Here is a 13,170-nt window from a genome sequence, read left to right as displayed (position 1 = left end):
CCTAATTCTCGACCAACTTGGTCAGTTCCACCTCGGTCAAGGGGCGTTCCAGCTCCCAGGCCAACTTTCTCACTTCATCGACAAGGACCGTGAGCCGCTGCTCGGGCAGTTCGAGCCCCCGGCGCGCAAGGGCGTGGGCAACCGCCGCTCGCCCACTTTTTCCGCCAACCGCGACCATCCGGTCCGCGCCGATGCGGCTGGGGTCGAAGGGCTCGAAGAGCTCCGGCGACTTGCTGAGGGCGTGCGCGTGAAGGCCGGACTCGCAAGCGAAAATGTCCTTGCCCGCGATCGCCTTGGTGCGGGGAATCGGCACCCCGGCAGCCTGAGAAACGAAATGGCAGAGGTCGCGAAGATTCTCAACTTTGTACGCATGGCTTTCCTCCTTGAGTGTCAGGTAGGCGGCCAACTCCTCGGTGGCCGCGATGCCGGACCGTTCGCCGATGCCGAGCAGGCTGGCGTCGGCGAAGTCCGCGCCGCCCGCAAGGGCGGTGACGGCATTGCCCGTGGCCATACCGAAGTCGTCGTGGCAGTGCACGGCCAGGTCGATGGTCAACGCCTTCTTGAAGGTGGCGACCGTTTGGGCGGTCTTGACCGGGGTGAGCAGCCCCAGGGAGTCGGACAGGCGCACGCGGGCAGCGCCCACGTCCTGGGCCAATCCGGCCACCCTCAGGGCGAAGTCCGGGTCGGCTCTGGAGAGGTCCTCCAGGCCGACGGACACGTAATCCATACCCAGGAGCCGAGCCGCGAGCACGGTGCGGGCCAGGCGTTCCAGAAGCCCCTCGCGGTCGATCCGGAGTCGATTCCTGATGTGCAGGTCGGAAACGGGTACGCCGATGTTGATGCGGTCCACCTCCAGCCCGGCGGCCTTGCGGATGTCCGCCTCGCGGCAGGGCGACCAGACGGACAGGGCGGTCCGCCCGCGCCGTTTGCCTATGGCGCGGACGAGTTCGTCCAATCCCTCCTGGCCGACCCAGCCCAACTCGATCTCGTCCACGCCGATGGACAAAAGACCGGACACGATCCGTTCCCTCGCTTCCATGGAGAAGTAGGCCCCGAATAGCTGCGCTCCTTCTCTGAGTGTGGTGTCGATCAACATGTGGTTTGTCCTCATAGATGGTTGCGGATGATGCTGACTCTCCTTGAGCATGAAGGATGCCAATTGATGATATTCTTATAATTCATTGAAATAATTGGTATATTTTATTGACGAAAAAGAGATGGAATTGCCTACGTTTTTGTAGGTTTCCACATTTGTGTCGGCTCATATGGTCTGCGCCTACACTTTTCGTAGGAAGCGACACCGTTGTAGGATTTTTTATTTCTCCTTTAAAAACAGGATGATGACATGTCTTTTGCGGTTTGGCACGCCATTTGCCGTAAGGGGTCTCATCGACGCAAACAAACCCATGGAGGAGAAATCATGCGGAAAGTAGCGATTTACGGAAAGGGCGGCATCGGAAAGTCCACCACCACGCAGAACACTGTTGCCGGCCTGGCTGAAATGGGCCGCAAGGTCATGGTCGTCGGTTGCGATCCCAAGGCCGACTCCACCCGCCTGCTGTTGGGCGGGTTGGCTCAGAAGTCCGTGCTCGACACCCTTCGTGAAGAAGGCGAGGACGTGGAACTCGAAGACATCCGCAAGCCCGGTTACGGCGGCACCTGGTGTGTCGAGTCCGGCGGTCCGGAACCCGGCGTGGGCTGTGCTGGCCGCGGTATCATCACATCCATCAACATGCTCGAATCCCTGGGCGCCTACGAGGAGTCCGAGGGGCTGGACTACGCCTTCTATGACGTCCTCGGCGACGTTGTCTGCGGCGGCTTCGCCATGCCCATCCGCGACGGCAAGGCTCAGGAAATCTACATCGTCTGCTCCGGCGAGATGATGGCCATGTATGCGGCCAACAACATCTGCAAGGGCATCATGAAGTACGCGGAATCCGGTGGCGTCCGTCTGGGCGGTCTGATCTGCAACTCCCGCAACACCGACCGCGAGGCCGATCTCATCACCGAGCTGGCCGCCAAGCTGGGCACCCAGATGATCTATTTCGTGCCGCGCGACAACGACGTGCAGCGCGCCGAGATCAACCGCAAGACGGTCATCGAATGGGACGGCTCCGTGCCCCAGGCCTCTGAATACCGCGGTCTGGCCAAGGCCATCGACGAGAACGAGATGTTCGTCATCCCGAACCCGCTTGAGATCGAAGATCTGGAAAAGTTGCTCATGGACTACGGAATCATGGAAGCCTAATCCATCGCGCAATACTCTGAAATTAATCAAAAGCTAAAAATAGCAAGCAAATAGGAGATTCCAGAAATGATGATCATGATTCGAGCGATTGTACGGCCCGAGAAAGCGGACGACGTGTTGGCCGCCCTGATGGACAACGGTTTTCCCGCCGTCACCAAATATTCCGTGGCCGGTCGCGGCAAGCAGCGCGGCATCAAGATCGGCGAGGTCACCTACGACGAGATCCCCAAAACCATGCTCATGAGCGTCGTCAAGGCCGAGGACAAGGATTTCGTCATCAATACCATCATGGACGCCGCCCGCTCCGGCACCAAGGGCGCTTTTGGCGACGGCAAGATCTTCGTCTCCGACGTGGATGACGTCTACACCATCAGTTCCGGCGTCAACGAGACCACCGTAGCCAGCGAGGGGGCCGCGTAATGAAGGAAGTCATCGCAGTGGTGCGCATGAACATGATGAACAAGACCAAGGCCGCCCTCACCGACGCCGGTGTGGATGCCTTCTTCGCCCACGAGGCGCAGGGGCGCGGCAAGGGGTTCGTCAATGCGGCCATCGTCTCCGGAGTGGAGCAGGGATACGAGGAAGCGGCCGAAGTGCTGGGCGAGAAGGGCAAGCTCTACGCCAAGCGCATGATGACCGTGGTCGTGCCCGACGACATGGTGGAGGACGTGGTCCAGGCCATCATGGCCGTGAACCGGACCGGCAAGCCCGGCGACGGCAAGATCTTCGTCCTGCCCGTCGGCGGCGCCGTGCGCGTCAGAACCCATGAAACAGGTGAAAAGGCGATAGCTTAGCGCCGATTTAAGGAGAAAGTATACATGGCTAAGACGAAAAAGCTCGTGCAGCTCACGCCCACCGACATCAAGGAAGATATCCTTGCGAAGTATCCTCCGAAGGTGGCCCGCAAGCGCGCCAAGCAGATCATGATCAACGAGGCCACCGGCAGCGATTCGCCGCCGGAGATCCTGGCCAACGTCCGCACCATCCCGGGCATCATCACCATGCGCGGCTGTACCTACGCGGGATGCAAGGGCGTCATCATGGGGCCGACCCGCGACATCGTGAACATCACCCACGGTCCCATCGGCTGCGGATTCTATTCCTGGCTCACCCGTCGCAACCAGACCGATGCCGGCCCGGACGGCGACAACTTCATGACCTACTGTTTCTCCACGGATATGCAGGACCAGGACATCATCTTCGGCGGCGAGAAGAAGCTCGCGGCCGCCATCCAGGAGGCCTACGACCTGCTGCATCCCAAGGGCATCTGCGTTTTCGCCACGTGCCCGGTGGGTCTGATCGGCGACGATATCCATGCCGTGGCCCGGAAGATGAAAGAGAAGTTCGGGGACTGCAACGTGTTCGCCTTCTCCTGCGAGGGGTACAAGGGCGTGTCCCAGTCCGCCGGTCACCACATCGCCAACAACCAGGTCTTCACCCATCTGGTGGGCGAGCAGACCAAGGCCCAGGAAGGCGAGTTCAAGATCAACCTGCTCGGCGAATACAACATCGGCGGCGACGGTTTCGAGATCGACCGCATCTTCAAGAAATGCGGCATCACCTGTCTGTCCACCTTCTCCGGCAATTCATCCTACGACCAGTTCGCCCGTTCCCACCACGCCGACCTGAACCTGGTCATGTGCCACCGGTCCATCAACTACGTGGCCGACATGATGGAGACCAAGTACGGCATCCCGTGGATCAAGGTGAACTTCATCAGCGCCGACTCCACGGCCAAGTCCCTGCGCAAGATCGGCGAGTACTTTGGCGACGAGGCGCTCATGGAGCGCATCGAGGAAGTCATCGCCGAGGAGATGAAGGGCGTTCAGGCCGCCCTGGCCGAGCACAAGCCGCACACCGAGGGCAAGACCGCGATGCTCTTCGTCGGCGGCTCCCGCGCCCACCACTATCAGGATCTGTTTACCGAACTGGGCATGAAGACCCTGTCCGCCGGATACGAGTTCGCCCACCGCGACGACTACGAGGGCCGTCAGGTCATCCCCGACCTGGTCCCGGACGCCGACTCCCGCAATATCGAGGAAATCGAGGTTTCGGCCGATCCCGAGCTCTACAACCCGCGCAAGTCCGCCGAGGAACTCAAGGCCCTGGAGGACTCCGGCTTCGAGTTCAAGGAATACGAGGGCATGAACAAGCAGATGGCCGACGGCACCATCATCATCGACGACCTCAACCAGTACGAGGCCGAGAAGCTGGTGGAGCTCTACAAGCCGGACATCTTCTGCGCGGGCATCAAGGAGAAGTACTCCATCCAGAAAAACGGCGTGCCCATGCTCCAACTGCACAGTTACGACTACGGCGGACCCTTCGCGGGCTTCAAGGGCGCGATCAACTTCTACAAGACGGTCGATCGCCTCGTGAGCAGCAAGGTCTGGTCCTACACGGAGGCCCCTTGGCAGAAGTCTCCCGAACTCACCGGCACCTTTGTGTGGGAATAAGGAAGGATAAGAACCATGGCATTACTCAGACACACCCCCGTTGAAGTGATGGAGCGCAAGTCGCTGACCATCAACCCGGCCAAGACGTGCCAGCCCATCGGCGCCATGTACGCCGCGCTGGGCATCCACGGCTGCCTGCCGCATTCCCACGGCTCCCAGGGCTGCTGCGCCTATCATCGCTCGGCCCTGACCCGGCACTACAAGGAGCCCGTGTCCGCGTCCACCAGCTCGTTCACGGAAGGCGCGTCCGTGTTCGGCGGCCACGCCAACCTGATCCAGGCGATCAACAACATCTTCACGGTCTACGACCCCGAAGTGATCGCCGTGCACACCACCTGTCTGTCCGAGACCATCGGCGACGATCTGAAACAGATCTTCGACAAGGCCACCAAGGAAGGCAAGGTCCCGGCGGGCAAGACCCTGGTGGGCGCCGCCACCCCGAGCTACGTGGGATCCCACGTGACCGGCTTCTCCAACATGGTCAAGGCAATGGCCCAACTGGCCGAGCCCTCGGGCCGCAAGACCCACAAAGTCAACGTCATCCCCGGCTGGGTCGAGCCCGCCGACATGGCCGAGATCAAGCGGCTGTGCGCAATGGTCGGCGTGGACGTCACCCTGTTCCCGGATACCGACGGCGTGCTCAACGCGCCGCTGACCGGCGAATACAAGATGTTCCCCGACGGCGGCGTGACCATCGAAGCGCTCAAGAGGACCGGCGACGCCCTGGGCACCCTGGCGCTGGGCGAGTGGTGTTCGGCCGACGCCGCCCGCTGGCTCGACGCCAAATGCAAGGTCCCGTGCACCGTGCTGGACATGCCCTTCGGCCTGGCCGCCACCGACCGCTTCATCGACGTGCTGCGCACCGTGGCGGGCGTATCCGTGCCCGATTCCGTGTCCAACGAGCGCGGCCAGCTGGTCGATATGATCTCCGACATGCACCAGTACTTCTACGGCAAGCGCGTGGCCATCTGGGGCGACCCGGATCAGCTCATCTCCATGTGCGAGTTCCTGGTTTCCTTGGACATGCAGCCCGTCTACGTGGTCACCGGCACCCCGGGCAAGGCCTTCGAGCGCCGCATCCGGGAGATCTGCGCGGACCAGCCCTTCGAGGTCAAGGTCAAGGCCAAGGGCGACATGTTCCTGATGCACCAGTGGATCAAGAACGAGCCGGTCGACCTGCTCATCGGCAACACCTACGGCAAGTATATCGCCCGCGATGAGGACATTCCGCTGCTGCGCTGGGGGTTCCCCATCCTGGACCGCCAGGGCCACCAGTACTTCCCGACAGTCGGCTACAAGGGCGGACTCCGGCTTCTCGAAAAGATTCTGGATCTGCTCCTGGATCGTAAGGACCGCGACGATCCGGAGACGAAGTTCGAGCTCGTCCTGTAGCGTTCAAACCCGGTCCGGGGCGGAGTCCTTCCCCCTCCGCCCCGGACCAAACTCCCAACCCAGGAAATTCGTCATGTCCAAGACCACCGCTGAAGAGTACGCATCCCATCCCTGCTTCGGCATGACCGTACGCAAAACCGTGGGCCGTCTGCACCTGCCCGTGGCCCCGCGCGCCAATGCCCGCATCCGCTTTGCTGGGAACGACGGCCCCAGGCCCGCCATGATGCCCGAGGAGGCCCTCAACTGGCTGGATCACGTCCTGGAGCAGGACAAGCCCATCGGCATCGTCGGCATTACCGGCCCCGGCGACCCCCTGACCGCCCCGGATCTGACCCTGCGCACCCTGCGTCTGGTCCGGGACAAGTACCCCGATCTTTCCCTTTGCCTGACCACCTTGGGCATGAACGGCGCTGAATACGCCGAGGAACTGGCCGATCTCGGCGTATCCCACGTGACCGTGCTCGTGGACGCCGTGGACCCCGAGGTGGCGGAAAAGCTCTACGCCTGGATCCGGCCCGCCCGGCACACCCTGCCGCTCAAGGAGGCCGCCGAGCTGCTGGTCACGGATCAGGCCCGGTCCGTGGCCGCCTTCAAGCGCGCCGGGCTGACCGTCAAGGTCAACACCACCGTGTATCCCGGCTACAACGCCGGACATGTGGAGAGGATCGCCTCGACCATGGCCGGGCTCGGCGCGGATATCATGGCCGTGGTTCCCTACCATCCCGGGGAGGGCGTGGAGGACGGACCGGCGGCCACAGACCTGGAGCTGCTGTCCGAGATCCGCGAGCGTGCGGGGCGGCACATCGACATCATGCCCGGGTTCGACGAATGCGGCGTGGAGCTGGTCGGCCTGGAGGTCGCGGGCAAGCCCGAGGCCAAGGTCGCGGTCCTGCCCAAACCCACCCGCGAGCGGCCCAACGTGGCCGTGGTCAGCTCCAACGGCATGGAGGTGGACCTGCACCTGGGGCATGCCGTCAAGGCCATGATCTACGGCCCGCGTGGGGACGGCCTGGCCTGTCTGCTGGGCATGCGCGATCTGCCGGAGCCCGGGGCCGGAGCTCGGCGCTGGGAGGAGCTGTCCGAGATCCTGCATGACTGTTTCGTTCTGCTGGCCGCCTCGGCCGGGGAGAACCCGAGAAGAATTTTGAGCCGCAAGGGTCTGTCCGTCCTGATCACGGACGGCGAGATCGAGGGAACCGTGGATGTGCTCTACGGGGGCGGTAAGAAAGGCAAGAAGAACAAGAAGTAACCAGAAGGAGAGTAGAGGAAATGGCTATCCCCCAGAGAATGATCATCTGTTGTCAGTCCTTCCGCGCGGCCGGAGAGCCCAAGGGCATCTGTCACAAGCAGACCGACGGGTTCCTGCAATATATCGAGGAGGAGATTCTGGATCGCGGCATGGACGCCCTGGTGGTCGGCTCCACCTGCCTGAAGCAGTGCGAGTCCGGGCCCATGATGGTCATCCAGCCCGAGAACTGGTGGTTCAAGGGCGTGAATTCCGAAGAAGCGATCGACACCATTTTGGACGGCCTGGAAGACGGCGAACCCGCCGCCGAGTACCTGGCGTCCTAAGCCATCGAGAGTCCCATGCCTGAAGCCGTCGTCATCCGCCCCGCAACCCGCGCGGACCTTCCCGGTCTCGTGTCCCTGCACCGTTCGGTCGTTTCGCCCTGCGAGGAGACCGTAAACAGGGACGGGCAACGGCGCGATCCGGAACTGATGCTGAAAAACGGTCGGGGACGCATCCTGATCGCGAACATCGCCGACGGGACTGTGGTCGGTCTGTGTTCGGGACGGCTGACGATCCAAGAGGCCGAAGGCGGTCCCGCCGTCCTCATCGAAGATGTGGTTGTCCGTGAGGACTGGCGGGGCCAGGGCCTCGGCGAACTGCTGATCCATAGGCTCACCGAATGAGCCTGGGCCGACAGCGTGGGGCGGCTGATGCTCCTCGCGGATCCGGACGCGGTCCCGGCAGAAGATAGCCGGCGTCCGGGCAACGACTTGTAATGTATCGACATAGGGGAAGCATAATGCGCACGACCAGTTCGACCATACTTGAGGAAAGACGGGACCAGATCCACCGGACCGGCGAAGGCGCCATCGACATCGCCTGCAACCGCGAATCCCTGGCGGGCGCGGTCAGCCAGCGCGCCTGCGTGTTCTGCGGCTCCCGCGTGGTCCTCTATCCCATCGCCGATGCCCTGCACCTGGTGCACGGGCCCATCGGCTGTGCGGTCTACACCTGGGACATCCGGGGGTCGCTGTCCAGCGGGCCGGAACTCCACCGGTTGTCCTTTTCCACGGACCTTCAGGAGACCGACGTTATTTTCGGCGGCGAGAAAAAGCTTGCCGCCGCCCTGGATGAACTCATCGACCGGCACTCTCCCAAGGCCGCCTTCGTCTACTCCACCTGCATCGTGGGGCTTATCGGCGACGACCTGGAGGCGGTCTGCCGCAAGATGACCGAAAAGAAGGGCATCCCGGTGCTGCCGGTCATGTCCGAGGGGTTCAAGGGCAACAAGCGCGCCGGGTACCTGGCCGCATGCAAGGCCATGTTTCGGCTCATCGGCAAAGGCGACACCGCCGACATCTCGCCCGTGTCCATCAATATCCTCGGCGACTTCAACCTGGCCGGGGAGATCTGGATCATTCGCGAATACTTCGAACGCATGGGCGTTGAGGTGGTTGCCAACATCACCGGCGACGGCCGCGTGGCCGACATCGCCCGGTGTCACGGCGCGGCCTTGAATCTGGTCCAGTGCTCCGGGGCCACTCTGGACCTGGCCAAGATGATGCAGGAGGAGTTCGGCACGCCGTTCAAGCGCGTTTCCTATCTCGGCATCGAGGACATGGCCGATTCCCTGTACCAGGTGGCCGACTTCTTCAAGGACATGGATCCGGGCATCGTGGAACGGACCCAGGCTTTGGTCCGCGAGGAGCTTGGCAAGCTCATGCCCGAACTGGCCCGCTACCGCAGGGACCTGGAGGGCAAGAAGGTCGCCATGTACGTGGGCGGTTCCTTCAAGGCCTTCTCCCTGGTCAAGGCCTTCCGCCATCTGGGCATGAAGGTCGTGGTTGTCGGCTCCCAGACCGGCACCAAGGAGGACTACGCCGAGCTGGCCGAGATCACCGACCCCGGCACGGTCATCATCGACGACGCCAATCCGCTCGAACTCTCCCACTTCATCAAGGAGAAGGATGTGGACGTCTTTGTGGGCGGGGTCAAGGAGCGGCCCATCGCCTACAAGCTGGGCGTGGGTTTTTGCGACCACAACCACGAGCGCAAAGAGGCCCTGGAAGGGTTTCGGGGTATGCTCAACTTCGCCCGCGAGATCCATTCCTCGGCCATGTCTCCCGTCTGGCAATTCGCCCCGCGGCGCGCCAATCGCGCCAACCTCGCCAAGGAAGCCCGCAAGGAGGCCGCCAATGAGTAAGGTCAAGACCGCAAGGCCCAATTTCGTCTCCACCACCAACGCCTGCAAGCTGTGTACGCCGCTCGGGGCCTCCCTGGCCTTCCGGGGCGTGGAGGGGGCCATTCCCTTCCTGCACGGCTCCCAAGGGTGCGCCACCTACATGCGCCGCTACATCATCTCCCATTTCCGCGAGCCCGTGGACATCGCGTCCTCGGCGCTGGGCGAGAAGAACGCCATCTACGGCGGCGGCCCGAATCTCAAGAAGGGCATCCTCAACGTCATGAAGAAGTACGAGCCCAAGCTCATCGGTGTGGCGACCACCTGCCTGACCGAGACCATCGGCGACGACGTACCCATGTACTTCGGGGAGTTCTACAAGGAATTCGGCGATCTCGATCTTCCCGAACTGGTTCGGGTTTCGACCCCCAGCTATAACGGTACGCATATGGATGGCTGGCACGGCGCGGTCCGTTCCATGGTCGAGCAGCTCTGCCTGGAAAAGGCGCCCGCCACCGGCCGGGTGAACATCCTGCCCAGCCTGGTTTCCTGCGAAGACGTCCGCCATCTGCGCGACATCTGCGACCATTTCGGCATCGAGGCGACCATCCTCCCGGATATCTCCGAGACCCTGGATGGCCCGGCCCTCGAAGACTACGTCAAGATTCCCGAGGGCGGCACGCCCATCGGGGACATCAAGACCATGAGCGGCTCGCGGGCGACCATCGAATTCGGCCGCTGTCTGCCCGCCAAGAGCGGCGGCGCGAGCCTGGAGGAGCGGTTCGGCATACCCAATCACCGCCTCGGCCTGCCCATGGGGCTGCGCGAGTCCGATCGTTTCTTCGAGACCCTGGAAGACATCTCCGGCAAGGCCATGCCGCGTCGTTACGAACTGGAGCGCGGCCGGTTGGTGGACGCCTACGTGGACGGCCACAAGTACATCTTCGGCAAGCGGGCCGTGGTCTACGGCGAGGAGGACTTGGTCGTGGGGCTGTGCGCGTTCTTGTCCGAGATCGGCGTGGACGTGGTCCTGGCCGGCACCGGCGCGCGCAACAAGGGATTGGAGAAGGCCATCGCCAAGGTCACCGACGGCGTGGCCCGCATCGCCCCCGAGGTGCGCGAGGCCGTGGATTTTCACGACATCGCGGCCGAGGCCGGGGAACTCGCTCCGGATCTGTTGGTGGGACACTCCAAGGGATACCGCTACGCCAAGGCGTGGAACGTGCCCCTGGTCCGCGTGGGCTTTCCCATTCATGACCGCTTCGGCGGTCAGCGCACCCTGACTCTCGGCTACAAGGGTACCCAGGCCCTGTTTGACCGGGTTGTCAACGCGGTCATCGAGAAGAAACAGGCCGATTCTCCCATCGGCTACGGCTATATCTAAACACGGAACGCGGCACCGACGCGGCGGGAGGAAACGGATGCGTGCCCCCGCCGAAGCAACCACAGGAGAACCGACATGTCCAAGGATACCACCAAGCACCCCTGTTTCAACAAGAAGAGCGCCGGAAGCTGTGGCCGCGTGCACCTGCCCGTGGCCCCCAAGTGCAACATCCAGTGCAACTATTGCAACCGCAAGTACGACTGTGTGAACGAGTCCCGCCCCGGCGTGACCTCCGGCGTGCTCAAGCCGTTTCAAGCCGCGGAATACATGGAAAAGGTTTTGGAGAAGGAGCCGCGCATCACCGTGGCGGGCATCGCCGGTCCCGGCGATCCCTTCGCCAACCCGGCCGAGACCCTGGAGACCATGCGGCTGCTGAACGCGAGCCATCCCGAACTGCTTTTCTGCCTGTCCACCAACGGCATGGGCATCCTGCCGTATCTGGACGACATCGCCGAGCTCGGCGTGTCCCACGTAACCATCACCATTTCGGCCGTGGATCCGGCCATCGGGGCCAAGATCTACGCCTGGGTCAAGGACGGCAACGTGGTCTACCACGGCGAGAAGGGCGCGGAGATCCTCCTGGACCGCCAGCTTGCGGCTCTCAGGGGGCTCAAAAAGCGTGGCGTCACGGTCAAGATCAACTCCATCGTCATCCCCGGCGTCAATGACCATCATGTGGTCGAGGTGGCCAGGGTCTGCGCTTCCCTGGGCGCGGACATCCAGAACATGATCCCGCTCAAGCCCACGGCCGACACTCCGTTCGAGCATATCCCGGAACCGGGCCGCGAGACCATCCTGCCCCTGCGCAGGGAGGCCGAACCCTTTATCGAGCAGATGACCCACTGCAAGCGTTGCCGCGCCGACGCCGTGGGGTTGCTTGGCGATGACCAGTCCTCGGCCCTGTGCGGTACGCTCCAGGCCTGCTCCAAGCTTAAGCCCCTGGAGGCGGCCATGGCCCGCCCGTTCGTGGCCGTGGCTACCCGCGAAGGGCTGCTCGTCAACCAGCATCTGGGCGAGGCCAAGGCCTTCCAGATATGGGGCGAGTCCGAGTCCGGCGGCTATCGGTTCGTCGAGGAGCGCCCGGCCCCGCAGGCGGGGTGTGGTCCCCAGCGTTGGGCCGACCTGGCTGCCGCTCTCAAGGATTGCCGGGCCGTGCTCTGCGCCGCCGTGGGCGAGACCCCGCGTCTGGTCCTTGAGGAGCACGGCATCCGCGCTCACACCGTGGACGGCTTCATCGAGGACGCCCTGCGCTTCGTCTTCGAGGGCGGCGACATCAACGCACTCAAGGTCCGCCGTTCGGGCATCGGCTCGGGCTGTGCCGGCGGCGGCGCGGGGTGCGGTTAATCGCGGCCATATCGGCCCGATCGCGTCGTTGCAGCGGGATAGCCGGACCCTCGCGTATGGGGAAATACGCTTCGCCCCCGGCTATCCCTTGCGCCTAGCGCTCGAACCGATCTGACCGCGATTGCATACAGGCCATATCGGCCCGATCGCGTCGTTGCGGCGGGATAGCCGGACCCTCGCGTATGGGGAAATACGCTTCGCCCCCGGCTATCCCTTGCGCCTAGCGCTCGAACCGATCTGACCGCGATTGCATACAGGCCATATCGGCCCGATCGCGTCGTTGCGGCGGGATAGCCGGACCCTCGCGTATGGGGAAATACGCTTCGCCCCCGGCTATCCCTTGCGCCTAGCGCTCGAACCGATCTGACCGCGATTGCATACAGGCCATATCGGCCCGATCGCGTCGTTGCGGCGGGATAGCCGGACCCTCGCGTATGGGGAAATACGCTTCGCCCCCGGCTATCCCTTGCGCCTCGCGCTCGAACCGAGCTGACCGCGATCGCATACAGGTCGTACCGGCCCGATCGCGCCGCCCGACAGTCTTTTCCGGGCCGGTTTCTTCCGGTCCGAAACCAGAAAGAGTCCCTGGAGGAACGCATGAACAAGGCGACATTGGAAAAAGTCTTCGAGTACGCATCCAAACCGGTGCAGGGGACCATGTCCCGCAAGCTGCGCAAGGACGTCAAGATCCAGGTCAACGAGGGTGAGATCTACGAGGGGGCGACCCTGTTTCTGGGCGAGGAGTTCGTCCGCATGACCTGCGTCAAGGACGGCCTGAACGTCAATACCTACTACGACTGGGAGAAGATCGCCTCGGTGCGCACCCTCGGCGCGATTGAGTAGCCTTCCTGTCCCGTTGGTAACGACAAAGCCCCGCCAGTCATTCGGCGGGGCATTTCTTATGCGGCCCCATGTCAAGGACTCCCGTATTTCTTG

Annotated in this window: 13 protein-coding genes; 12 read left to right on the top strand and 1 reads right to left on the bottom strand. The window is 63.1% G+C overall.

What is annotated here, in order from left to right:
• Position 1: 1 nt before the first annotated feature.
• Positions 2-1,096 carry a LeuA family protein gene (locus J0909_RS06010; protein WP_207261309.1) on the bottom strand — a complete coding sequence of 365 codons (1,095 nt, stop codon included), beginning with the start codon at positions 1,094-1,096 and terminating at the stop codon, positions 2-4.
• Positions 1,097-1,420: 324 nt separating this feature from the next.
• On the opposite strand from J0909_RS06010, the gene nifH reads away from it, so the two are divergent.
• From nifH to J0909_RS05950, 12 genes are all read left to right on the top strand, one after another.
• Entirely contained in the window at positions 1,421-2,248 is an 828-nt protein-coding gene (gene nifH, locus J0909_RS06005; RefSeq protein WP_207261307.1) for a nitrogenase iron protein, read from the top strand.
• A 66-nt stretch (positions 2,249-2,314) separates the two neighbouring features.
• Positions 2,315-2,668, top strand: coding sequence for a P-II family nitrogen regulator (locus J0909_RS06000; RefSeq protein ID WP_207261305.1), 354 nt, complete (start codon positions 2,315-2,317; stop codon positions 2,666-2,668).
• Positions 2,668-3,042, top strand: a complete 375-nt coding sequence (locus J0909_RS05995; RefSeq protein ID WP_207261303.1) for a P-II family nitrogen regulator — start codon at positions 2,668-2,670, stop codon at positions 3,040-3,042. Before J0909_RS06000 ends, J0909_RS05995 begins: the two co-directional genes overlap by 1 nt.
• 24 nt (positions 3,043-3,066) lie before the next feature.
• Positions 3,067-4,704, top strand: coding sequence for a nitrogenase molybdenum-iron protein alpha chain (nifD, locus tag J0909_RS05990; protein ID WP_207261300.1), 1,638 nt, complete (start codon positions 3,067-3,069; stop codon positions 4,702-4,704).
• 15 nt (positions 4,705-4,719) lie between these two features.
• Complete coding sequence (gene nifK, locus J0909_RS05985; protein ID WP_207261299.1) at positions 4,720-6,096, top strand: nitrogenase molybdenum-iron protein subunit beta; 1,377 nt, start codon at positions 4,720-4,722, stop codon at positions 6,094-6,096.
• Between the two features lie 73 nt (positions 6,097-6,169).
• On the top strand, positions 6,170-7,345 hold the full coding sequence (locus tag J0909_RS05980) for a radical SAM protein (RefSeq protein WP_207261298.1): 1,176 nt from the start codon (positions 6,170-6,172) through the stop codon (positions 7,343-7,345).
• Between the two features lie 20 nt (positions 7,346-7,365).
• Positions 7,366-7,668: a (2Fe-2S) ferredoxin domain-containing protein gene (locus tag J0909_RS05975; protein WP_207261297.1), complete on the top strand. Its 303-nt coding sequence runs from the start codon at positions 7,366-7,368 to the stop codon at positions 7,666-7,668.
• Between the two features lie 15 nt (positions 7,669-7,683).
• The gene (locus J0909_RS05970; RefSeq protein ID WP_207261296.1) at positions 7,684-8,010 is read left to right on the top strand and encodes a GNAT family N-acetyltransferase; all 327 of its coding nucleotides are present in this window, start codon (positions 7,684-7,686) and stop codon (positions 8,008-8,010) included.
• A gap of 116 nt (positions 8,011-8,126) precedes the next feature.
• Positions 8,127-9,530 carry a nitrogenase iron-molybdenum cofactor biosynthesis protein NifE gene (nifE, locus tag J0909_RS05965; RefSeq protein WP_207261295.1) on the top strand — a complete coding sequence of 468 codons (1,404 nt, stop codon included), beginning with the start codon at positions 8,127-8,129 and terminating at the stop codon, positions 9,528-9,530.
• The gene (locus J0909_RS05960; protein WP_207261294.1) at positions 9,523-10,890 is read left to right on the top strand and encodes a nitrogenase component 1; all 1,368 of its coding nucleotides are present in this window, start codon (positions 9,523-9,525) and stop codon (positions 10,888-10,890) included. The genes nifE and J0909_RS05960 overlap by 8 nt, the downstream gene beginning before the upstream one ends.
• A 75-nt stretch (positions 10,891-10,965) precedes the next feature.
• Positions 10,966-12,234 carry a NifB/NifX family molybdenum-iron cluster-binding protein gene (locus J0909_RS05955; RefSeq protein WP_207261293.1) on the top strand — a complete coding sequence of 423 codons (1,269 nt, stop codon included), beginning with the start codon at positions 10,966-10,968 and terminating at the stop codon, positions 12,232-12,234.
• A 597-nt stretch (positions 12,235-12,831) separates the two neighbouring features.
• The gene (locus J0909_RS05950; RefSeq protein WP_207261291.1) at positions 12,832-13,077 is read left to right on the top strand and encodes a hypothetical protein; all 246 of its coding nucleotides are present in this window, start codon (positions 12,832-12,834) and stop codon (positions 13,075-13,077) included.
• Positions 13,078-13,170: the final 93 nt, after the last annotated feature.

This window comes from Desulfovibrio sp. Huiquan2017, assembly GCF_017351175.1.
Taxonomy (GTDB): Bacteria; Desulfobacterota; Desulfovibrionia; order Desulfovibrionales; family Desulfovibrionaceae; genus Pseudodesulfovibrio.
The sequence above is the reverse complement of the archived record's forward strand: the minus strand, read 5'-3'. Positions and strand labels throughout refer to the sequence as shown.